19 protein-coding genes are annotated in these 21,649 nt (G+C 34.2%); 8 read left to right on the forward strand and 11 right to left on the reverse strand.

The genetic code is table 11. The features are described from left to right. Window positions 1-49: 49 nt before the first annotated feature. A complete protein-coding gene (locus MYRA21_RS09010) occupies window positions 50-1,297 on the forward strand; it encodes an ABC transporter permease (RefSeq protein ID WP_006257265.1) in 1,248 nt (415 codons plus the stop codon). A 73-nt stretch (window positions 1,298-1,370) separates the two neighbouring features. Here the strand turns inward: MYRA21_RS09010 and accD are convergent, their stop codons facing one another. The 3 genes from accD to MYRA21_RS09025 are packed head-to-tail and all read right to left on the reverse strand — an operon-like array spanning window position 1,371 to window position 5,912. Next, entirely contained in the window at window positions 1,371-2,225 is an 855-nt protein-coding gene (gene accD, locus MYRA21_RS09015) for an acetyl-CoA carboxylase, carboxyltransferase subunit beta (RefSeq protein ID WP_006257264.1), read from the reverse strand. 44 nt (window positions 2,226-2,269) lie between these two features. Beyond that, entirely contained in the window at window positions 2,270-3,337 is a 1,068-nt protein-coding gene (fbaA, locus tag MYRA21_RS09020; RefSeq protein WP_006257263.1) for a class II fructose-bisphosphate aldolase, read from the reverse strand. 46 nt (window positions 3,338-3,383) lie between these two features. Continuing rightward, window positions 3,384-5,912: a BamA/TamA family outer membrane protein gene (locus MYRA21_RS09025; RefSeq protein ID WP_006257262.1), complete on the reverse strand. Its 2,529-nt coding sequence runs from the start codon at window positions 5,910-5,912 to the stop codon at window positions 3,384-3,386. A 78-nt stretch (window positions 5,913-5,990) separates the two neighbouring features. Here MYRA21_RS09025 and MYRA21_RS09030 point away from each other — a divergent pair, with 78 nt between their 5' ends. Then, window positions 5,991-6,725, forward strand: coding sequence for an RNA methyltransferase (locus MYRA21_RS09030; RefSeq protein ID WP_006257260.1), 735 nt, complete (start codon window positions 5,991-5,993; stop codon window positions 6,723-6,725). A gap of 50 nt (window positions 6,726-6,775) precedes the next feature. Here MYRA21_RS09030 and MYRA21_RS09035 read toward each other — a convergent pair whose 3' ends face one another. The 4 genes from MYRA21_RS09035 to MYRA21_RS09050 all read right to left on the reverse strand — a co-directional run bounded on the left by MYRA21_RS09035 (window position 6,776) and on the right by MYRA21_RS09050 (window position 10,557). Continuing rightward, on the reverse strand, window positions 6,776-7,573 hold the full coding sequence (locus MYRA21_RS09035) for a porin family protein (protein WP_006257259.1): 798 nt from the start codon (window positions 7,571-7,573) through the stop codon (window positions 6,776-6,778). A gap of 1 nt (window position 7,574) precedes the next feature. Further along, a complete protein-coding gene (ubiE, locus tag MYRA21_RS09040) occupies window positions 7,575-8,303 on the reverse strand; it encodes a bifunctional demethylmenaquinone methyltransferase/2-methoxy-6-polyprenyl-1,4-benzoquinol methylase UbiE (protein ID WP_006257258.1) in 729 nt (242 codons plus the stop codon). A gap of 189 nt (window positions 8,304-8,492) precedes the next feature. Further along, window positions 8,493-9,053 carry a GNAT family N-acetyltransferase gene (locus MYRA21_RS09045; protein ID WP_006257257.1) on the reverse strand — a complete coding sequence of 187 codons (561 nt, stop codon included), beginning with the start codon at window positions 9,051-9,053 and terminating at the stop codon, window positions 8,493-8,495. A gap of 55 nt (window positions 9,054-9,108) precedes the next feature. After that, the gene (locus MYRA21_RS09050; protein ID WP_006257256.1) at window positions 9,109-10,557 is read right to left on the reverse strand and encodes a sodium:alanine symporter family protein; all 1,449 of its coding nucleotides are present in this window, start codon (window positions 10,555-10,557) and stop codon (window positions 9,109-9,111) included. Window positions 10,558-10,845: 288 nt separating this feature from the next. Between MYRA21_RS09050 and MYRA21_RS09055 the strand changes: the two genes are divergently transcribed. Continuing rightward, window positions 10,846-11,337, forward strand: coding sequence for a DinB family protein (locus MYRA21_RS09055; protein ID WP_006257255.1), 492 nt, complete (start codon window positions 10,846-10,848; stop codon window positions 11,335-11,337). A gap of 61 nt (window positions 11,338-11,398) precedes the next feature. Here MYRA21_RS09055 and MYRA21_RS09060 read toward each other — a convergent pair whose 3' ends face one another. From MYRA21_RS09060 to MYRA21_RS09075, 4 genes are all read right to left on the reverse strand, one after another. Continuing rightward, window positions 11,399-11,926 carry an inorganic diphosphatase gene (locus tag MYRA21_RS09060; RefSeq protein ID WP_006257253.1) on the reverse strand — a complete coding sequence of 176 codons (528 nt, stop codon included), beginning with the start codon at window positions 11,924-11,926 and terminating at the stop codon, window positions 11,399-11,401. 83 nt (window positions 11,927-12,009) lie between these two features. Continuing rightward, window positions 12,010-14,499 (reverse strand): DUF5686 and carboxypeptidase-like regulatory domain-containing protein, encoded by a 2,490-nt coding sequence (locus tag MYRA21_RS09065; protein ID WP_006257251.1) that lies wholly within the window; start codon window positions 14,497-14,499, stop codon window positions 12,010-12,012. Between the two features lie 73 nt (window positions 14,500-14,572). Continuing rightward, a complete protein-coding gene (locus tag MYRA21_RS09070; RefSeq protein WP_006257250.1) occupies window positions 14,573-15,550 on the reverse strand; it encodes a pyruvate dehydrogenase complex E1 component subunit beta in 978 nt (325 codons plus the stop codon). Window positions 15,551-15,856: 306 nt separating this feature from the next. After that, a complete protein-coding gene (locus MYRA21_RS09075; RefSeq protein ID WP_006257249.1) occupies window positions 15,857-16,402 on the reverse strand; it encodes a GNAT family N-acetyltransferase in 546 nt (181 codons plus the stop codon). Between the two features lie 162 nt (window positions 16,403-16,564). On the opposite strand from MYRA21_RS09075, the gene MYRA21_RS09080 reads away from it, so the two are divergent. The 5 genes from MYRA21_RS09080 to MYRA21_RS09100 all read left to right on the forward strand — a co-directional run bounded on the left by MYRA21_RS09080 (window position 16,565) and on the right by MYRA21_RS09100 (window position 21,635). Continuing rightward, window positions 16,565-17,401, forward strand: coding sequence for a helix-turn-helix domain-containing protein (locus MYRA21_RS09080; protein ID WP_039328879.1), 837 nt, complete (start codon window positions 16,565-16,567; stop codon window positions 17,399-17,401). 909 nt (window positions 17,402-18,310) lie between these two features. After that, window positions 18,311-19,057, forward strand: a complete 747-nt coding sequence (locus tag MYRA21_RS09085) for an electron transfer flavoprotein subunit beta/FixA family protein (RefSeq protein ID WP_006257247.1) — start codon at window positions 18,311-18,313, stop codon at window positions 19,055-19,057. A 36-nt stretch (window positions 19,058-19,093) separates the two neighbouring features. Continuing rightward, entirely contained in the window at window positions 19,094-20,062 is a 969-nt protein-coding gene (locus tag MYRA21_RS09090; RefSeq protein ID WP_006257246.1) for an electron transfer flavoprotein subunit alpha/FixB family protein, read from the forward strand. Window positions 20,063-20,153: 91 nt separating this feature from the next. Continuing rightward, window positions 20,154-20,786: a bifunctional nuclease family protein gene (locus MYRA21_RS09095; RefSeq protein WP_006257245.1), complete on the forward strand. Its 633-nt coding sequence runs from the start codon at window positions 20,154-20,156 to the stop codon at window positions 20,784-20,786. Window positions 20,787-20,810: 24 nt separating this feature from the next. Beyond that, window positions 20,811-21,635 (forward strand): thymidylate synthase, encoded by an 825-nt coding sequence (locus MYRA21_RS09100; protein ID WP_006257244.1) that lies wholly within the window; start codon window positions 20,811-20,813, stop codon window positions 21,633-21,635. Window positions 21,636-21,649: the final 14 nt, after the last annotated feature.

Below are 21,649 nucleotides of genomic sequence, written 5' to 3' on the forward strand. Positions count from 1 at the left end.
CAAGATTAAGGGAGTTATGTTATATCTATAAAGAAAAGCGATTAGCCTTATGAGAGTGTATTTAAGACTTTTATCCACGAGTTTTAGTTTTGCAATTAATGCGTTACGTATTAATAAGCTTCGTACTGCACTTTCTTTTCTTGGTGTTACTATTGGGATTTTTTCGATTATAGCTGTTTTAGCAGCAGTAGATTCGATGGATAGGAATATTAAAAGTGAATTGAGTGGTTTTGATCGAAATATGATTTATGTTTTCGATCGTTCTTTTGGGCCAACCGAAGTTCCTAAATGGAAGTATGAGCAGTATCCAAAGATGAAGTATGACGAATACGATTATCTTAAACGAAATCTAGCCAATGTAGAGTATGCATCGTTTAATTATTTTACTAAGTCTGAACAGATGAAGTTTGGTGCGAACTATGCAGAAGTTATTATGAGACCATGTTCTTCTGATATGCAGTTTTTGGATAATGTGAAAGTGGTTAACGGGCGTTTTTTTAATGAATCAGAGGCAACAAATGGTGTTCCTGTGGTAGTGATAGGGCATGAAGTAGCTAATACATTATTTGAGGATTTTGATCCAGTAGGACAGTATGTTCGACTCTATGGTAAGCGTTTTACAGTTATTGGTGTTATTGAAAAGCAAGGATCTATAAGCGTTGGAGGGAGTCAAGATGAGAGTGTTTATATGCCAGTGAATATTATGAGACAAATGTTTGGAGATAATAGTTTAGTTTCTACTACCGTAGTGATTCTTAAACCTAGTAAAGATGTAGATATTAAACAGTTTGAAGATGAAATAGCAGCGAAATTAAGATTGTATAGGGGATTGAAAGAAGGAGAGGATGATAATTTCTTTATCAATGTATTTGGAGGGATGTTAGATATGATTGAGAAAATTATCGGACAGATGAATGTAGTGGGATGGATTATTAGTGGCTTTTCTTTATTGGTAGGAGGTTTCGGTATTGCTAATATTATGTTTGTATCAGTGAAAGAGCGTACTCATCTTATTGGTATTCAAAAAGCGATTGGAGCAAAGAGACATTTTATCTTATTTCAGTTTTTGTTTGAAGCAATTATATTATCACTTATTGGTGGGCTAGTGGGGATCGTTATGGTATGGGGGATAGGTCTACTAGTTACTAGTTTATTAGATTTTACTTTTGTATTGAGTCTTTCTAATATTTTCGTAGGACTGATTTTATCAGGTTTTATAGGAGTGTTGTCTGGGTACTTACCTGCTAGATCAGCTGCAAAGTTAGATCCTGTAGAAGCTATTAGAATGGGAGGATAGAAATAAGTAGAAATAAAAAAGGATACTAATTGCAAAAAATAGTATCCTTTTTTTATGTTCTAACCTTAAGAGATTATCTCATAGGTCTATTTAAGATCAAATCTAAGTATTGATTTACATTCTTTTTCAGGTCTCTTCTGTGTGTAATAAAATCAAGGAATCCGTGTTCTAATAAAAATTCAGAAGTTTGGAAGCCTTCAGGTAAGTCTTTACCTGTTGTATCTTTTACAATACGTGGGCCTGCGAAACCAATTAATGCACCTGGTTCAGCTATATTGATATCACCTAACATAGCGAAAGAAGCTGATATACCACCTGTTGTAGGGTCTGTACATAATGAAATGTATGGAATTTTAGCATCGCTTAGCATTGCTAATTTAGCAGATGTTTTTGCCATTTGCATTAATGAAAAACCTGCTTCCATCATACGAGCTCCTCCTGATTTTGAAATCATTAAGAACGGTATCTTATTTTTTAATGAGTAGTCTATACCACGTGCGATTTTTTCTCCTACTACAGATCCCATAGAACCTCCAATAAAAGCAAAGTCCATTGCAGCAACTACTAATTTTTCTCCTTTTGATTGACCAACAGCGACTTTAACAGCATCTTTTAATTGTGTTTTAGTCATTGCTTCTTTTAAACGATCTACATACTTTTTAGTATCTTCAAATTTCAAAATATCTTTTGAAGAAAGGCTTTTGGCTATTTCTTTGTAGTCGTTGTTGTCAAAAAGAATTTCAAAATATTCTTTACTACCAATACGAACGTGATATCCATCTTCTGGACTCACCCATAAATTTTGTTCTAACTGATCTTGATCAATTATCTTTCCAGTCGGAGATTTATACCATAATCCTTTTGGAATATCTTTTTTGTCTTCTGTTGGCGTCTGAATACCTTTTTCTTTCCTTTTAAACCAAGCCATAAAATGTTTCTTTTGTTTATACTAATTTGAAAGCAAGGGGGGAATTATAACGTATTTACGTTATTTAAATCTTCAAAAGCTTGTTCTAAGCGAGCGATTAAAGTCAATTCTCCTTGTCTAACCCACGCTCTTGGATCATAATATTTCTTGTTTGGAATATCTGAACCGTCAGGGTTACCTATTTGAGTTTTTAAATAGTCTATTTTTGAAGACATATAGTCTCTGATTCCCTCTGTGTAAGCAAATTGTGTATCTGTATCGATATTCATCTTGATTACACCGTAACTAATAGCTTCTCTAATTTCTTCTAAAGAAGAACCTGATCCACCATGGAATACGAAATCAACAGGATTGTGTCCTAAGTTGTGTTTCTTCGCTACGTATTCTTGAGAGTTTTTAAGAATGATAGGAGTCAGTTTTACATTACCTGGCTTGTATACACCGTGTACGTTTCCGAAAGAAGCAGCGATTGTAAATCTAGGGCTTACTTTAGATAATTCTTCATAAGCGTAATCTACTTCATCAGGTTGCGTATATAATCTAGATGAATCTACATCCGTATTATCTACTCCATCTTCTTCTCCTCCTGTGATTCCTAATTCTATTTCTAATGTCATACCTAGTTTGTCCATGCGCTCTAAGTATTGTTTAGAAATCTCAATATTTTCTTTAATAGGCTCCTCTGATAAGTCAATCATGTGTGAACTAAATAGAGGTTTACCATATTGTTTCATATGTTCTTCACCAGCATCTAATAAGCCATCTATCCAAGGTAATAGTTTTTTTGCACAGTGGTCTGTATGTAGAATAACAGCTACTCCATAAGCTTCTGCTAATGCATGTACATGTTTTGCTCCTGCAATAGCTCCTATGATAGCTGATTTTTGATTCTCATTAGACAACCCTTTACCTGCCATAAAAGATGCTCCTCCATTTGAAAACTGAATAATCACTGGAGAATTTAATTTAGCAGCAGTTTCTAATACTGCATTGATAGTACTTGAACTAGTTACATTTACTGCTGGTAGTGCAAAACCTTTTTCTTTTGCATATCTAAAAATCTCTTGAACTTGGTCGCCAAAAGCAACTCCTGGTTTAATATTATGAGCCATAGTTGTGTGTTTAAATTTTGTACAAAAATACTAATTATTATTTGAATTAGAATGGATAATTAATTCCAACGTTTAAGACTGATTCTTTTAAGCTAAACTCCTTGAACCATTTTTGTCCTTTATCTTGTGCAGGATTATATGTTTTGAATCCCATATCTAATCTGAATACAAAGAAACTAAAATCATATCTCAATCCTAATCCCGATGCTACTGCCATATCTTTTAATGAAGAAATGCCGTTAAAGGTATAGGTATTATCTTTAATATCATCAAATACGTTCCAAATATTTGAGGCATCTACGAAAAGTGCTCCATACCATTTCCCTCCTATGTTAAAACGATACTCAGTACTGAAGAACAATTTCATATTCGCTTCGTTAAAGTCATTGATACCTCCACTTTGCCCAGGACCTAATCGGTAAGATTGCCATCCTCTATTGTCATTTGATCCTCCTGAATAATAACTCCTTGTGAATGGAATGGAATTGGAGTTGCCATAAGGTACTGCTAGACCAGCGAAAGCACGCATTGCAACAACACGTTTTTTGCCTAGATCAAAGTATTTAACGAAGTCTACCTCTGTTTTTACATATTGAGAAAACTCTACATCCATTATTGTTTTTTTCCCTGTTGGTCCTATTTTAGAACTTGTATTTTGCATTAATAAGTTCATAAGACCACCTGCAGACTCTACTTTAGCTTTTAGCGTATAGAAGCTGTTATCTAATAGATTAGTTCTAGTCGTATTCGTAAAAGTGATATTACTCGCTATAATTAAGTTGTTTTCAGATAGGCGTATACGTCTTTCTTCTATACTTCTTATCTCTTGATGATCTTGAGCAGAGATACCTAGAGGATTATTTGTATCTAGAGCATCTTTTATAAATAGATTACTTCCTCCTTCAGCTATCGTTAGATTTCCATTCTGATCATAATAGTCTGGATTGATAGTAGTATAGTTTTTAGACAGGTCATTTAATCTAGTATAAGATGATTTATAAACACTGAAGTAATTACTAGGGTTGGTGTTTCTAATGTATTGTATATTAGCTAAATCCACACTAAAGCTATTCCTTCTTGATGGTAGCCACGTATAGTTTATAATAGCTGTTAAACTGTTTTTGTCTAGCCCAATATTTTTCTGTTTAGTATGCCCAAAGCTCATAGAAGTTGTTGGTAACATACTTTTAGGAATTAATCTATCCGTATTTATTGGAAATAATAGTCGTGGAAAAGTTAGTTTAACATCTCCACCATATTCTGTTACATTGAAGAACACATCATTAGGGTTGCTCATTTGGCGAGAAGAACCTAATGATCCTTTTAAGTTGATTTCTAATATCTCAGCTCCTCTAAAAACATTTCTGAACAGTAACCCCATACTACCACCAATACCGAAATCTTGAATATTCGAGTGAGTAACATCAAATGATGGGTTGAAAGTCATCTTTTTACGAGATGTTAGGTAGATATTACTGATTAATGATTGTCCAGTAGTATCTCTTTTATCTTCTACATATTCTATAACAGGATAGTTAAAAGTACGTAAATTACTGATAGAGCGAGAGGTTAATACTCTTCTGAAGTCACTAAAAGTACTTCCTTTTGTTATAAATATAGCATCTGTAAGTGCCTTTGGCTTATACTGAAGTTTTGTAGAACTATAAATATTAAAGTTGTTATAGTGAACACTATCTAAGACGTATTCTTTGTTTTTAGAACTATTATCTGTGAAGATATTTACGTCGCTAATCGTATATATTTTAAACGGAACTTCTTTTAATGAATCCCCTGACTTTACTGTTCTAGGATCAATGATTAATTCTATATTCGCTCTGTTTTTTTTATTGATAATAGTATCTACTTCATAGCGAATATTTAATTCTTGAAAATGATACGCACCATTATCTCTAAAGTCTGTAGCTAATCTTTTTCGTTCTTCTTCGAAGTTTTTAACATCAAATACAGTATTGCTCTTGATTTTTGATTTTGATAGAGACTTAAGGTATAGATCTTCTAAAGCTTTCGTACTGATATTAGCGTTAATACTATCTATTACATACGGTTCTCCTGTAGTAATGCTATATGTATTTTTTACTTTTTTTACTCCAGTGGTATCTAACTGAGTTGTAATTTTTGTATCAAAAAAACCTTTGTTGAAATAGTAGTTTTTTAGACGAATCTTAGATTTGTTTGTTCTCAGGCTATCGTATAAAGCAGGTGCTTCTCCTGTTTTTAATAGGAAGTTATTAATCCCAGATATAATAAAAGACTCTCCTAATCGGTCAACTTGTTTCTTAGAAAGAACACTCTCCATTACCTTTTCTTTACCAGGGTTTTCTTTTAACCATATTTGATATAGTGAATCAGCATTTGGCTTTGCCAGATTGTACAGATATAGTCTTAACCTCATATTAGTCATGGGAAAAGTGCTGTTCGGGTGTTGGTATAGCTGCGCCATAACCTCTTCTTTAGATATTTTTTTACCATTTTCGAGAATGGTATTATCCATTAATAGAGCACGGTCGTTTGGAACCTGCTCCGTGATAGAGCATGCAAAAAAACTTATGCTCATTAATAGAAATAGTAGTATTTTTGGTAAAAATCTGCTCAAAGTAGTATAGTCAATTTTCAGTCAAAAATACAGTTTTTTATGGTTACGAAAAACCAAATCAAATTAATTAAGAGTTTACATCAGAAAAAATATAGAAAAGAACACCAACTTTTTATTGCAGAAGGAGTTAAGGTGGTTGGAGAATTAGTGAAGTCTTCGTTGGTTTTAGAGCACATATATTGTACAGAAGAACTGAAGTTTAATGTTCCTCAGTCGAAGGTTTCTATTGTCAGTAAAGAAGATTTAAAAAAGATGTCTGCGCTGAGTACGACTTCTAATTGTTTGGCTGTATTTCATTGCACGGAACAAGAGTCTGTAGATTATAGTGATCTTATCGTTGCTTTAGATGATATTAGAGATCCAGGTAATCTAGGGACTATTATACGATTATGCGATTGGTTTGGGATCAAGCATATTATTTGTACCAGTGAGACAGTAGATGTCTATAATCCTAAAGTGGTACAGGCTACAATGGGGTCAATTGCTCGTGTTAATCTTGTATATGGAGAGTTACCAGAATTAATTAGAGCAGGAGGGGAGCTTCCTATTTATGGTACTTTTATGGATGGAGATAATATCTATCAGAAAACAGTGGCGAATAAAGGAATTATCATCATGGGAAATGAAGCTAATGGTATTTCGAATGTTATTGAAAATTTAGTAACAGAAAGAGTAGCGATTCCTCGTTATGGAAATTTACAACAGACAGAAAGTTTAAATGTTGCCATGGCAGCCTCTATTGTACTAAGCGAATTTAGAAGACATAATTTTTAAGCATATAAAAAAAGGGAACTTAAGTAAGTTCCCTTTTTTTATATCTGTTTTTAATGAAAGGTAAAGTTGACAAATATCCCTCTAGATTTCATTGATTCTATATTTCCAGTCCATGGACTTTGCGCATTTTTATCTCTGATTAATTCATCATTAATTCCAAATACCCCTCTAATAGAAGGAGAAAATTTAAAATATTCAAAATAAAAGTCGATACCTACCCCTATTTCGTAGTTAGCTGTAAGCTTCTCTACTCGCCAGACTCCCTCATAGTTATCGCTATCTACTTTATTATTACTTCCTAAGTTTAAGTCCAAAGAAAAACCTCCTAAGACATAAGGACGTATATTTCCAGTTCTCAGAGCAGAGAATTTTAATAATAAAGGGAAGTGTAGGTATGTAGCACTAGTTGACTTGACCGAAGAACTGTTTAATTCATATTCAGAAGGTTCTGGATTATTGTGCTGTGTAGCATAATAATCATAGATAAGCGCTCTAGGGAAAGACAGTTCTCTTTTTGCATATGTTAGTCCTGGCTCAAAGCGCAAGTCTAAATGCTCCATGATACGCAAGTTCCCAACAAGTCCTACATTAAATCCCATAGAAGACTTTACTTGTATTTCAGTATAGTCATTTGGGTATTTTTCTTTTAATGCTTGTAGCTTGTGATAATAGTCTGCATTATAATCAAACTTGTAATTGTATGAATTGACTCCTAAGTAATAGCCCCAATGGACACGCTGTTTGTCCCAATCTCTTTTGTTAAGCATCGGGTTTCTACCAAATATCCATTGCCCATAAGACTGTGAGCTAACGAATAGGATTAAAAAAAATACAATTAGTCTTTTCATATTATTTTGAAGATGAATATATCGTAGCAATTCCCATCGTTTGTGGAAGATGCTTTACATCTTTAAACCCAACTTTTCTTAAAATATTGTTTAAAGCTTCTCCAAAAGGGAAGTTTTTTGCAGAGTCAGATAAATATTTATAAGCTTTTTGGTCTTTAGAGAACAATTTACCCATGAACGGCATTACATTCTGCGTATAGAAGAAATATCCTTGTTTAAATGGGAATTTAGTAGGAACAGAAGTTTCTAGAATAACGAATATTCCTCCAGGTTTTAATACGCGAAGTATTTCTGACAATCCTTTTTCTAAGTCTTCGAAGTTTCTAATACCAAAACCTACTGTGATAGCATCAAAAGTATTGTCTGCAAATGGCAAGTTTTCTGAGTCTCCTTGTACCATTTCGATTCTATTATCTAAGTTTAACGCTTTGATTTTTTGTTTACCTACTTCTAGCATTCCAGCGGATAAATCTAGTCCAGTGATTTTAGTAGCTTCTGTTTTAGATAGCAGAATAGCTAAATCACCAGTACCAGTAGCAATGTCTAATATTGTAGTTGGTTTTTGTTCAGATACTAACTTTAATACCTTACGTCTCCATCCTTGATCAGTACCAAGAGAAATCATTCTATTTAAGTTATCATAATTGCCAGAAATAGTATCAAACATTTGTTCGACTTGTTGTTTCTTGCCTAATTCAGATCCTTCGTATGGAGTAATATTTTTTGACATTGTATTTTATTTTTGACAAATATAATTATTAAAAGCCAAATGAGAAGTTTCGTTTTGTGTCAAAATGAAGAATAAATGCTTTTTAAATAAGGAAGTAGATAAAGACAATGATCTATTGTCTAAAACAAAGAATAGGGGATCTGAAAAAAAAGAAAACCTGAACACATGCTCAGGTTTATCTGTATGAGGTTAGATATACATGTGGTAGTATTCACCACCTGCAAACTCTAGTTGATTTCCTTGTTTAAATCCTAGTCGAGAATAAAGCTTCATTGCACTAGGGTTTTCTAAATCTACAATTAGTCCTACTTGTTTATGACCTTGTGACTTAGCATAGTCTACAGCATGTTTCAGTAAGTGGCTACCTACTCCTTTACCTTGTACTTTAGGAGATACAGCTACAGTGTCTAAGTAATATTCTCCACCAGTGGTTTCTGGTTCAGGTATCATGTCATTATTATACTGTTGCTTCATTAGGTCTAGTACAGGCTCTCTTAACGTGATAAAGTCATCTCCGTTATATCCAGTTATAGAACCTACGATATCACCCTCTTCATCTATCGCTACGAAAGTGTTTTCATAACTATATAAGTTCCCCGGTTTACGGAACATAATAGTTAGAAAGTTAATGGCTTCTTCGATGTCTTCTTTTTGGATAAATGTGAAGACAATATCTTCCATTGCTTGTAGCATTAATTCTGGAACTACGTCGTAATCTTCTCTTTTTGCAGGTCTAATTGTATAATGCATTTTTCTTAATTTGAATTAGTACAAAGGTAAGAAAGTTTAAGAGAACTCGTGATTATTACTGATGTGCTCTTCGTTCATTTATTTTATCCCATTCCTCAGAAGCATTCTCTATACCTATTTTACTAGGTTCGAACACAGGATCTTTTCCTTCTTTGCGTTGTGCTACATAATCTTTTAAAGCCTTTAATGCTGGTTTTCTTAGGATAAAGATAGCGATGATATTAATCCATGCCATAGCTCCTACACCGATATCACCGATTCCCCATGCTATACTTGGTTCACTAGTAGAGGCAAAGAATACAATGCTTAATATGATGATACGCATGATCCATCTTAGGATAATGTTTTTCTTTTTACTTAAGTATTCGAAGTTTGATTCAGCGATGAACACATAAGACATAGCTGTAGTGATAGCAAAGAAAGTTAGTGCTATAGCAATGAATTGAGAAGCGAATACAGGAAAGTGTGTTGCCACTGCTTTTACCGTATAAGCAGCTCCAGCTTCTACACCGGGCATATTTTCTACTATATAAGTCCCTGATTCATCTATCACGTTATACGAATTTGTAAATAAGATCATTAAGGCTGTTGCTGTACATACGAATAAGGTATCTACATAAACAGAGAAAGCTTGTACTAATCCTTGTTTTACAGGATGAGATGTCTCAGAGGCAGCTGAAGCGTGTGGTGCTGTACCTTGCCCAGCCTCATTAGAATATATACCTCTTTTTACACCCCATGCGATTGCAGCACCGAAGACTCCACTAAAAGCAGACTCTAAGTTAAAGGCAGATTTAAATATTAAAGCAAAGATGTGTGGTACCTCTTGTATGTTTAACCCTATAATAATGGCAGCCATGATAATATATGCACTAGCCATAAAAGGTACAATGATCTGAGCAATTAATCCCATTTTCTTCGCTCCACCAAATACTGCAAATCCTAAGAATAAACAAATAGCAATACCACTAACCCATGTAGGGATAGAGAAAGCTGAATGCATACTTACGGCGATACTATTACTTTGGATACTCGGTAAGAATAGACCACAACTGATTAAAGTTACGATAGAGAAGAATAGGGCAAATGCTTTACTCTTCATTCCTTTTTCGATGTAGAAGGCTGGACCTCCTACGTATTGACCATTTTTATCTACTTTGTAAATTTGTGCTAATGTAGATTCTATAAAAGCAGATGCACTTCCTAAGAAGGCAATAGCCCACATCCAGAAGATAGCTCCAGGACCTCCGGCAGCGATAGCGGTAGCTACTCCTACGATATTACCTACTCCTACACGTCCAGCGATAGCCATACTAAAGGCTTGAAATGGGCTTACCCCTTTATCGGAAGAACCTTCTGTAAAAAGTAATTTCACCATATGGCGAAAGTATCTGATCTGTATAAATCCTGTTGTAATCGTAAAATAAAGTCCTACTAATAGACAGAGTGCAATAAAAATGTTAGACCAAATTAAGTCATTTAGTAATTTAATAATTTCTTCCATTGTGTTGTTTGTGCTTTTTGTTGTGTGTGTTTGTAGTACATCTCTTTGTTATTAAGTAGAGATATGCTTGTTTTATATTTGTGGAAATTAAGAAAATTTTAAGTATTGAAAGGTGTTAAAATTATCTTTTTTTAAATTTAAAATCATTCTTTCTAAATCTTACTTTATTTATGAAGCTATTTCGGTGAAGTATTGTGTTTTTGTTTGTAAAAAATATCGATAACTAATGAAGACATTTTTTAACTTTGGATAGACAAATAACCAGACTAAACCTTATAAATAAACTCTATGTCACACACAGATTACATTCGACGTTCAGAAGGATTGCCTTTAGAAGAGATATTATTAGCTCGTATCCCTATTGTCTTAGAGGTAATGGATAAAGTAACCTTACAACATAAATGGGATTATGCTTATGCAGAAGGGAAGTGGACGGTAAAGGAACTGATACAGCATCTGATAGACTGTGAACGTATATTTAGTTATCGTGCCTTGCATATCGCACGTCAGGACACAAGTGTCTTAAGTGGATTTGATGAGAATCTGTATGTAGATAATTCAAAAGGGGAATGTAAAGAACCTCAAGATTTAAGAGAAGAATATATCACACTGATGAAGAGTGTGTATTATCAGTTTAAAGGTTTTACAACAGAAGCTTTAGCTTTAAAAAACCAAATGGCTCATTATGTACTCTCTGTAGAAGAGATTGGTAGGCTTAACTATGGTCATACTTTACACCATATAGATATCTTATTAGAAAGATATTTAGATAAAAAATAATTAAGTAGTAGATATAAAAGAAGAGAGCCACTCATTTGAGTGGCTCTCTTACTATATTTTATTAGTAACGGATGCTGAATAAACCTTCAGCTTTGTTTTCTAATTTTTCAAAACGCTCAGTACATTCTTTGATTAGTTGAACAGCAGCTGCTTTATCTCCAAAACCATCAGTTGTAACTGTTTTGTTTTCTAAGTCTTTGTATACTTTGAAGAAGTGTTCTACTTCTTTTTTGAAGTGCTCGTTTACATCTTGAATATCGTTTAGTTTATTCATGATTGGATCAGATACAGGTACACATAAGATTTTTTCATCTTGTCCTTTATCATCAGCCATATAGAAAACACCTACAGGTTTTACCTCTACTACCATTCCTGGAAGAGATGGCTCAGTGAACATTACAAGTACGTCTAGAGGATCTCCATCTAAAGCTAATGTTTCTGGAATGAATCCGTAATCAGCTGGATATCTCATGTTAGAATATAAAAGACGGTCAAAACGCAATCTTTTTAAATCAAAATCATACTCATATTTGTTTCTGCTGCCTGCTGGAATCTCAACAAATGCATCAAAAGTTTCGAATGTATTCATATTTTTTTATTTAAATCTTATTTCTAAAAATCGTGTGCAAAAGTACTCTAATTACTTGTTTATAACAAGTTTTAGATTAATTATTAGAAATAAATTCCGAAAGATCCTCTAATAGCAAACTTTCTAGCGTCAGGCATATCTAGGTAATTTCCTCTCCAACTTAAATCAAGTCTAAAGATTTTAAATATATTACCTACACCTATATAATATTCATAATACACATCACTAGGTGCCTTGTATTGTAGTCCTGATGCATTTAAATCTATGTTCTCTTGTGAAACCTTTCCGTATATTCCTCTAACTCCTACGATCTCACGTAAATTGAAATCTCTTAACCATGGAATACGTGAGAATAAACGACCTCCAAAATTGTGCTCTAAATGCAATGATGCATATTGATCAGTAACAAATTCGTAGTAGTTTAAGTTCGCAAACGTATTTTCGATATTAAACCACGACTGGTTACCAGGTACAACACTTAATAACCCTAGAGGTACTTCTCCGAATGTCTTCCCTGCTTCGAATGTAGGTGTCAATGTACCAAAGCCTCCTAACAATAAAGGTTTTCTAGCATAGAATTGAACTTTTTTATACTCGAAGTCACTATCTATTACACCTTTGAACCCTTGTGTATACTTTAAGAACATACGTAGGTATTTTTTATCTACATCTGTTCTATCTACACCGTATCCTATTGTTTTTCGTTTAGGTGTATATTCGGCAGTTAGGTTAAACTCAGACTGTTTTGTTTCGTTAGCGATGATATTATTCTCTTTATCCTCGTAGTAGTCTAGGTTAAATAAGTCTGATGCCGCTCTTAGTGTTCTATAATTAAACGAAGTACTAAACTTTAAGTTCTTGACAGGTTCTATTTCTAAACCTACTGTAGAAAGATTAATTTTAGTCAATTTCGTATTATCTCCACTCGCAAATAAAGAGTTCGAAGCAAAACTTCTTCCCAATACATCATTTGTCTCTGTAAGACTTACACCTATTTGCTCTATATCTCTACGGTTTCCTCCGAATAAGATTAATCTACTATCGTTGTGCAATAGTACTTTAGCACTTACGCCATATTTAAACTGATTATCTTTAAATCCGTATGCACCATATCCTTCTAATCTCCATCTGTCATTCGGACCAAAGTAAGTTCTTCCACCAGCACGCAAACGCAACCCTTCAATATCGTTATATCCAAAAGTAGAAAAGATAGGTCCGTAGTCAAATTTATACTTATCGATATTGTAGTAGTTACTCGCTATAGTAGATGATAGATCAAATAGGAACTTAAACTTAGGTACTGTTTTTAATGTATCTAGCATTTTATAGATTCCTAGTTCGTCTTTACTTAATGATTCAAAGCGATAACTTTTCCAGAAGTCTTCATCTCTTTTATAGATTCCTTCATCATATACATTCACATTCTTTTGATAGAATTCATCAGGATGCTCTATATCAAATTTGTGATGTTTATAGATAGAAGTACGCTTACCATAGACCCCTTTAGACTTCTCTCTTTTAGAAAGGGCAAAGTCAGACATGAAGTGATCTTTAGTCAATAGGAATACAGAATCATTTAGAACATCGAATTCTTGCTCTATATAAATCTCTTTAACCCAGTTAATATTTGCATCTCTACTCGCTTCCATATTAATTTTCTTGATTGCGAATGTAGAGTCGTTCACCCAGAAGTCTCCTTTGAATGTTAGTTCTCCTTTACGTCTAGGGTAGTATACGATATTAAAACACCATTTATCATCTATATAAGCACTATCTGCTAGTACATAGTTATACACATTAATACCTGTACGAGATAGTGGACTGACGAAGTCTTTATCGAATATCTTGATATAATTGTTGTAGATATTATACTCAGCGTATAGGTCTTTAACGAATTCGATAATATGTTGATTCGTATCAAAACCTGAGTTTTTGTTTCCTAAGGTTTTTTCGATTTTCTTACCGTTTCTATTATCACCATATACCTGACCTATATTTTCATTGATAAAAATAGGTAGGTATGTCTTCCCTGTAATGCGGTTGGTGTCTACTTGTTCGAAGATGAACTCCATACCTCTGAATAGTTTTTTCTTCTGGTATGCGCTATCTATACTGTTTAAGTCAAACTCTACTTTTTCGTATTTATCATACTCGTATTGAGAGAACATATATAAACCATTCTTGCGTTTACGCTCCCATATTTTACGTAGAATATCTAAGGCAGGGTTATTCTTCTTAGAAGTTTTACCAGCATAGATTTTAACTTCATCTAAGGTGTTGTCATCTTGTAGAACGACTTTTAGATCTAGATTTGTTTTTCCCTCTAACGGAATTTCAAGTGTTTTATAACCCACGAAAGATACCACTAGGGTAGTATAGGTCTTGGTAGACTCTAAGTAGAACTTACCAGATTCATTAGCAATTACCCCATCAGTAGAGTTTTTAAAGTAAACGCTAGCAAATGGCACCTCTAAGTTGTTTTCGTCAATTATTTTCCCACTTACTTTGGTTTGTCCCCAACTAAATGCTGAAACGAGTAGAAATAATAATAGAAACTTAACTTTATTTTTCATAGTAAAGTAGTATTCATAAAAAAAGACTCCATCTTAGCATAAGATGGAGTCTATCAAATATACGTTATTTTTTTTACTTGTAAAGTACTTTTTTTACAGCTTTCACTACATCGTTAGCGTTAGGTAGCCACTCTTGTAGTAATACTGGAGAATATGGTGCTGGTGTATCAGCAGTCGTGATTCTTTGGATAGGAGCGTCTAAATGATCGAATGCTTGCTCTTGTACCATATAAGTAATTTCAGAAGAAATACTTCCAAATGGCCAAGCCTCCTCTAGAATTACTAGACGATTTGTTTTCTTTACAGATTTAAGAATAGCCTCTTGATCTAATGGACGTACAGTACGCAAGTCAATAATTTCACAAGAGATACCTTCTTGAGCTAGTTCATCAGCAGCTTTATAAGCTTCTTTGATGATTTTACCAAAAGAAACGATAGTTACATCAGTACCTTCTCTCTTAATATCAGCTACTCCTAATGGGATAGTGTATTCTCCTTCTGGCACTTCACCTTTATCACCATACATTTGCTCAGATTCCATGAAGATAACAGGGTCATTATCACGGATAGCCGCTTTTAATAATCCTTTACAGTCATATACGTTAGATGGTACTACTACTTTTAATCCAGGTACATTAGCATACCAGTTTTCAAAAGCTTGTGAGTGAGTTGCACCTAATTGTCCTGCAGATGCAGTAGGTCCACGGAATACGATAGGAATATTAAATTGACCACCAGACATCTGACGCATCTTAGCAGCATTGTTTATAATTTGGTCGATTCCTACTAAAGAGAAGTTGAAAGTCATAAACTCAACGATAGGACGGTTACCATTCATTGCAGATCCAACTGCAATACCAGCAAATCCTAACTCTGCAATCGGAGCATCGATAACACGTTTTGGACCGAATTCGTCCAACATACCTTTAGAAGCTTTATAAGCACCGTTATATTCAGCTACTTCTTCACCTATTAAATATATTGATTCGTCGCGACGCATTTCTTCGCTCATCGCTTCACACACGGCCTCTCTAAATTGAATCGTTCTCATAATTTTCTATTTTGTGTAATTAATTTACGAAAGCAAAAATAGGAAAAAATATCTTTATCTTGAGTATCTGTTTTATTGTTTTATAGGTTTTAATCTTATGCGTCCTCTTTTATTATATTTTTTATAACCTACTTTATTTCTGATTTACAATTCTTTAATATTATACGCCTTTAGTTGAAGGTGTTGTAGTATTTTAGCTTTTATAGTTTATCGTTGTATCGTTGAGATTTCTTAACTCATGGTGTTACGCCATCTCTATGTGCCCAATCAAAAGAAACCCTCCTATAGAGATAGAAGGGTGAAGTGTTATTGCTGTGATTGTAACCAATCTTCATATTTAAGTCTGGTGATTACTTCGATACGGTCGTCTTTAAAGTATTTGTCGTATCTGTTTTTTGATTTATAAGCGAATGTAAATCCACACTTAGATTGTGCACGTAGTGATTTTGTGTTTTCTTCGTAGAATCCACACCAGAGGTCTACCATCTTAAGGTCTACGAATGCGTGTTTGATTAATCGCTCAAGTGCCTCTGGGATATAGCCTTTGCCCCAGTGTGGTACACCTATCCAGTAGGCTACTTCTGCTTCGTTTTCAGAAATGTCAAAGTTGCTGTTTTTTCCGATTAATAAACCAATACATCCTATCGCTTCATTAGTGTCTTTTAGAGCTACGGCGTATATCTCTGGGTGTGCAAATTCGTTGTTGATTACTGCTTTACTTTCTTCTACACTTTTATGGGCTGGCCAACCTGCTGCTGGACCTACTTGTTCGTCTTTTGCGTATAAGTATAAACTCTCTGCATCTGACTCTTCCCAAGGGCGCAAAATCAATCTTTCTGTTTCTAGTCTCATCTTCTTTTCATTTTTGTACTCTTGTTGAAAGTACTTGTTATTATTCTGATGCAAAAGTAGGGGTGTGCTTAGAATCTGGCTGTATGATTATTTTAGATAAAAATGTAATTTTAGAAATTATTTTTGTTTATTTGTATGGTGATTTGATTTTATTCTGTATTTATGAAAAGTGTTTTGATAGATTTAAAGGAGCGTATCACTCTTAGTTTTGGGGTGGATTATGGCATTTGTACGAAAGAGAATCAGTTTGATTATCCTGTAGCTACCCCTTATTTATCGTTCTTTTTTGTAGAAGCTGGAAGGGCACTCATCAGTGTTGATTTTAAAGAGTATATACTGAGTAAGGGTAACTTTATTATCGTAGGAGAAGATAATATAGTCACCTTCAGAGAGATGTCAGAGGACTATAGGATGCATTGTTTTTTGATTCAGCGCGATTTCGCTAGTGAGATTGCTTATGTATTACCAAACGAATTGTTTAGTTACCTACATTATTTCCCAGTGCAATATTTTAGTGAAGAGAATATTAGGATTTATAATCACTGGCATTCTGTATCTCTTTATATGATAGAGCACACTTCTATACACACTAAGCGAATGCTGTGTAACCAATTTCAGATTTTGTTTTTAAATTTATCAGAACAGGTTAACTATGATGAGTTAATTATAGAGAAGCACTACAGTAGACAAGAGGAGCAATGCTGGAAGTTCTGGGATCTGATCACTCATCATGCTAAGCAGCATAGAGATGTCGCGTTCTATGCAGATACTTTATGTATTACACCTTATTATTTATCACAGATCACTCAGCAGTTCTTGAACTATAGCCCTAAAGAGCTTATTAATCGTCAAGTGGTATTAGAGATTAAAGATTACCTTCGCAATACGGATTTAAACATTAGCCAAATAGCTGAGCAGTTAAACTTTCAAGACCCTTCTTATATGGGGCGTTTCTTTAAGCGCGAGACAGGGGTAAATCCTCTGCAGTTTAGAAGATAGCTTTACTATTTTTTTGTTGGTGAAATATTAGTATCTGTGATTAAATAATCAGTAGCTATCCTAGCTATGTACTATATATAGTTGTTCGAATTTCTCTACACTTTTTTTGTTCTTGTCCTTTTTTGGGACTAATAATGATGCTAGAAGCTGTCTTTTTACATTGTTTTTTAGCCTAAATAGAGCTTTAATCCTTCTTTAAACGTTGTTTTAAGAAAAAAGTAGGTCTGCTTTTTTATTTTTATTTTATGATTTTTAAGGGTTAAGTGGTTGATTTTTAAGGTGCTGTTGTGTGTTGTCCTTTTTTTGTAGTTGGGTATTGAATAGCTTTCAAGCCAGTATATATAAGGCTTTGTGCTATCTTCTTCAACAGTTCGTCAAGACTTCTCCATGATTGCTCTAGTTAAGACGTTGTTTGTTGAAGAAGTCTTGAAGAAGTGTTGTAGCGGTGTTGAAGAAGTAGAGAGAACTAGTAAATTACTTAAAAAGAAAAGAGTTTTGCTTAGATAGCTATTATAAGGAAGGTGATATTAGTACTAAAGACATAGATTAAAATCTGAATTTGTCTGTGACGATAACGTAATTCTGTTCGGGGACTAAGAGTATAAGTGAGAGGATTAAAAGATTATTTAACCAAATTCGTGTTAATTCTTTTATTAAAAAAGTTGTTATTAAAAGAGAAATAATAGGATAAGGACAGGAGTACCCTTACCATAAATAGGAAAGAAAAAGTTTGTATTTCAATATAATTAAGGGGTGTGGAGCATTATAAAAGGGTAGAGGTAAAAGTTTGTTAATTAGAATCTATTTAAATAAGACTGATAATTTTATATGCACGCATAGTAAAATATCAAAAATAAATTCTTATTTTCGTTCGGTAAGTAAATGTGAAACACAAAAAACGATATAAAAATGAAAATATTAGTTTGCATCAGTCATGTGCCTGATACTACTTCAAAAATTAACTTCACGAATGGAGATACAACATTTGATACAAATGGAGTACAGTTTGTAATCAATCCTAATGACGAGTATTCTTTAACTAGAGCTATCTGGTTCAAAGAGAAACAAGGAGCTACAGTTACTGTAGTGAATGTAGGTGGACCTGATACTGAAGCTACGTTGCGTAAAGCATTAGCTATCGGAGCAGATGAGGCTATCCGTGTGAATGCTAATCCTACTGACGGAATGTTCGTAGCAAAACAATTAGCAGAAGTAGTAAAAAATGGAGGTTTTGACTTAGTATTAGCTGGTAAGGAATCTTTAGATTATAATGGTGGAATGGTACCAGGAATGCTAGCTGCATTCTTAGGATACGATTTCGTTAACTCATGTGAGGGGTTAGAAGTAGAAGGTACTTCTGTGAAAGCGATTCGTCAGATAGACGGTGGTAAAGAGACTATCTCTGGAAAATTGCCATTAGTAATCGGAGGACAAAAAGGTATCGTAGATGAAAAAGACTTGCGCATTCCTAATATGCGTGGTATTATGTCAGCTAGAACAAAGGCTTTAGCTGTAGTAGAACCAGTAGGAGCAGAAGAAACTACTAAAGATGTGAAATTCGAAAAACCAGCTCCAAAATCAGCTTGTAAAATGATTTCACCTGATAACTTAGATGAGTTAATCAACTTGTTACACAACGAGGCAAAAGTTATCTAATTTCATTTATTTGTAAACCTTTAAAAAAGAAGAATTATGTCAGTTTTAATATATGCTGAATCAGCAGAAGGAAAATTTAAAAAAGTAGCATTAGAGTTAGCTTCTTATGCTAAAAAAGTAGCAGAGTCATTAGGAACAACTGTGACAGCTGTAACGATCAATGCTTCAGACGTAAGCGAATTAGGAAAATACGGTGTAGATAAAGTATTAAAAGTATCTAACGATAAGTTAGCTAACTTTAATGCTAAAGCTTATGCAGATGTAATCAAACAAGCAGCTGCTAAAGAAGGAGCTAAAGTAGTAGTATTATCTTCTACAACAGACAGTTTATACGCTGCTCCTTATGTAGCAGTAGCTCTAAACGCTGGATATGCTTCTAACGTGGTAGCTTTGCCAGAGAGTACTTCTCCTTTCGTAGTGAAGAGAAACTCTTTCTCTACTAAAGCATTTACACATACAGAATTAACTACAGATGTAAAAGTATTAGCATTAGCTAAGAACTCTTACGGACTAGTAGAGGCTTCTGGAGCTGCTGCAGCTGAGGATTTTGCACCATCGTTAAACGATGCTGACTTCAGCCTAAAAGTAGAAGGAGTAGAAAAAGTATCTGGAAAAGTAACTATCGCTGATGCTGATGTAGTAGTATCAGGAGGACGTGGATTAAAAGGACCAGAGAACTGGAAGATGATCGAAGACTTAGCAGAAGTATTAGGTGGAGCATTAGCTTGTTCTAAGCCTGTATCTGACTTAGGGTGGAGATCGCATGAAGAGCACGTAGGACAAACAGGTAAGCCTGTAGCTGCGAACTTATATATCGCTGTAGGTATCTCTGGAGCTATCCAACATATCGCAGGGGTGAACTCTTCTAAAGTAAAAGTAGCTATTAATACAGATGCGGAAGCACCATTCTTTAAAGTAGCTGACTATGGTATCGTAGGAGATGCATTCCAAGTAGTACCTCAATTAGTAGAGAAATTAAAAGAGTTTAAGGCTAAGAATGCATAAGCATTTTATAAGCTTTTAAATATATAAGGCAACTAAGACGAAGAATATTTATATCTTTGTTTTAGTTGCTTTTTTTGTATAAAAAATAATTATGAGTTTAATAAAATTAACGGTAAGTGGGATCTCTTATAGTCATACACAGAATGGTGCATATGCACTTATACTAGAAGAAGAGGTAGGAAGTAGAAAATTACCTATCGTAATAGGAGCCTTTGAGGCTCAGTCTATTGCGATAGCGATAGAGGATGATATTAAACCACCTAGACCTCTGACTCATGATCTGTTTAAGACCTTAGCAGATCGATACAGTATCATAGTCAAAGAAGTTATTATTAACAGACTATTAGATGGAGTTTTTTATTCTAGCTTAGTTTGTGTAAGAGATGGTATAGAGGAGACGATAGATGCACGTACTTCAGATGCGATAGCATTAGCGATACGCTTTTATGCTCCTATTTATACTTATAAAGATATCTTAGATAGAGCTGGTATTATTCTTAATGCTGAGGAAGAACAAGAAGAAGAGGAGGTAGAAGAACAAAAGGTTCCTTATTCTGGAGAAGATATTGCTTCTCAAGTAGAGCAGTTTTTAGAAGAGGAGGCGAAGGCTAATGATTATTCTAGTTATACTAAATCTGATTTAGAAAAAATGCTAGATGATGCTCTTGTAAATGAAGATTACGAAAGAGCAGCCTTGCTAAGAGATGAATTAAATAAAAGATAATAAACCTATATAGACAACACAACAATGAAACAATACTTAGACTTAGTACAGCAAGTACTAGATAACGGAACACAAAAAGGAGATCGTACAGGGACAGGAACTAAGAGTATATTCGGTCATCAGATGCGATTTGATTTATCAGAAGGATTTCCTTTGGTTACAACTAAGAAAGTACATTTAAAGTCTATCGTATATGAGTTGTTGTGGTTCTTAAACGGAGATACGAATATTAAGTATCTTAGTGAGAATGGAGTGCGTATATGGGATGAGTGGGCTGATGAGAACGGTGATCTAGGACCTGTGTATGGATATCAATGGAGAAACTGGAATGGAGAAGGGATAGACCAGATAAAAGAGGTGATAGATACACTGAAGAACAACCCTAATAGTAGACGTATAATGGTGTCTGCATGGAATCCTAGTGTGATGCCTGATACTTCTGTTTCTTTTGCAGAGAATGTAGCTAATGGTAAGGCGGCATTACCTCCATGTCATTCATTCTTTCAGTTCTATGTAGCAGATGGTAAACTGTCATGTCAGTTATATCAGCGCAGTGCAGATGTATTCTTAGGGGTGCCTTTTAATATTGCTTCTTATGCTTTATTAACGATGATGGTCGCTCAGGTATGTGATCTAGAAGTAGGTGATTTTATCCATACATTCGGAGATGTACATATCTATAATAACCATATCGAACAGGTAACGTTACAGTTAAGTAGAGAACCAAAACCGTTGCCTCGTATGGTGATAAACAAAGAGGTGAAAGATATATTTAGTTTTAAATACGAAGATTTTACACTTGAGGGGTATGATCCTCATCCTGCTATAAAAGGACAGGTGTCTGTATAAACAGAATAATAAAA

The organism is Myroides sp. A21, from assembly GCF_000807225.1.
Lineage (GTDB): Bacteria > Bacteroidota > Bacteroidia > Flavobacteriales > Flavobacteriaceae > Flavobacterium > Flavobacterium odoratimimum.

What these genes read in the sequence shown, in the direction of transcription:
- MYRA21_RS09010 (WP_006257265.1), top strand. Translation starts at nt 50, where the DNA reads ATGAGAGTGTATTTAAGACTTTTATCCACGAGTTTTAGTTTTGCAATT.
- accD (WP_006257264.1), bottom strand. Translation starts at nt 2,225, where the DNA reads ATGGCTTGGTTTAAAAGGAAAGAAAAAGGTATTCAGACGCCAACAGAA.
- fbaA (WP_006257263.1), bottom strand. Translation starts at nt 3,337, where the DNA reads ATGGCTCATAATATTAAACCAGGAGTTGCTTTTGGCGACCAAGTTCAA.
- MYRA21_RS09025 (WP_006257262.1), bottom strand. Translation starts at nt 5,912, where the DNA reads ATGAGCATAAGTTTTTTTGCATGCTCTATCACGGAGCAGGTTCCAAAC.
- MYRA21_RS09030 (WP_006257260.1), top strand. Translation starts at nt 5,991, where the DNA reads ATGGTTACGAAAAACCAAATCAAATTAATTAAGAGTTTACATCAGAAA.
- MYRA21_RS09035 (WP_006257259.1), bottom strand. Translation starts at nt 7,573, where the DNA reads ATGAAAAGACTAATTGTATTTTTTTTAATCCTATTCGTTAGCTCACAG.
- ubiE (WP_006257258.1), bottom strand. Translation starts at nt 8,303, where the DNA reads ATGTCAAAAAATATTACTCCATACGAAGGATCTGAATTAGGCAAGAAA.
- MYRA21_RS09045 (WP_006257257.1), bottom strand. Translation starts at nt 9,053, where the DNA reads ATGCATTATACAATTAGACCTGCAAAAAGAGAAGATTACGACGTAGTT.
- MYRA21_RS09050 (WP_006257256.1), bottom strand. Translation starts at nt 10,557, where the DNA reads ATGGAAGAAATTATTAAATTACTAAATGACTTAATTTGGTCTAACATT.
- MYRA21_RS09055 (WP_006257255.1), top strand. Translation starts at nt 10,846, where the DNA reads ATGTCACACACAGATTACATTCGACGTTCAGAAGGATTGCCTTTAGAA.
- MYRA21_RS09060 (WP_006257253.1), bottom strand. Translation starts at nt 11,926, where the DNA reads ATGAATACATTCGAAACTTTTGATGCATTTGTTGAGATTCCAGCAGGC.
- MYRA21_RS09065 (WP_006257251.1), bottom strand. Translation starts at nt 14,499, where the DNA reads ATGAAAAATAAAGTTAAGTTTCTATTATTATTTCTACTCGTTTCAGCA.
- MYRA21_RS09070 (WP_006257250.1), bottom strand. Translation starts at nt 15,550, where the DNA reads ATGAGAACGATTCAATTTAGAGAGGCCGTGTGTGAAGCGATGAGCGAA.
- MYRA21_RS09075 (WP_006257249.1), bottom strand. Translation starts at nt 16,402, where the DNA reads ATGAGACTAGAAACAGAAAGATTGATTTTGCGCCCTTGGGAAGAGTCA.
- MYRA21_RS09080 (WP_039328879.1), top strand. Translation starts at nt 16,565, where the DNA reads ATGAAAAGTGTTTTGATAGATTTAAAGGAGCGTATCACTCTTAGTTTT.
- MYRA21_RS09085 (WP_006257247.1), top strand. Translation starts at nt 18,311, where the DNA reads ATGAAAATATTAGTTTGCATCAGTCATGTGCCTGATACTACTTCAAAA.
- MYRA21_RS09090 (WP_006257246.1), top strand. Translation starts at nt 19,094, where the DNA reads ATGTCAGTTTTAATATATGCTGAATCAGCAGAAGGAAAATTTAAAAAA.
- MYRA21_RS09095 (WP_006257245.1), top strand. Translation starts at nt 20,154, where the DNA reads ATGAGTTTAATAAAATTAACGGTAAGTGGGATCTCTTATAGTCATACA.
- MYRA21_RS09100 (WP_006257244.1), top strand. Translation starts at nt 20,811, where the DNA reads ATGAAACAATACTTAGACTTAGTACAGCAAGTACTAGATAACGGAACA.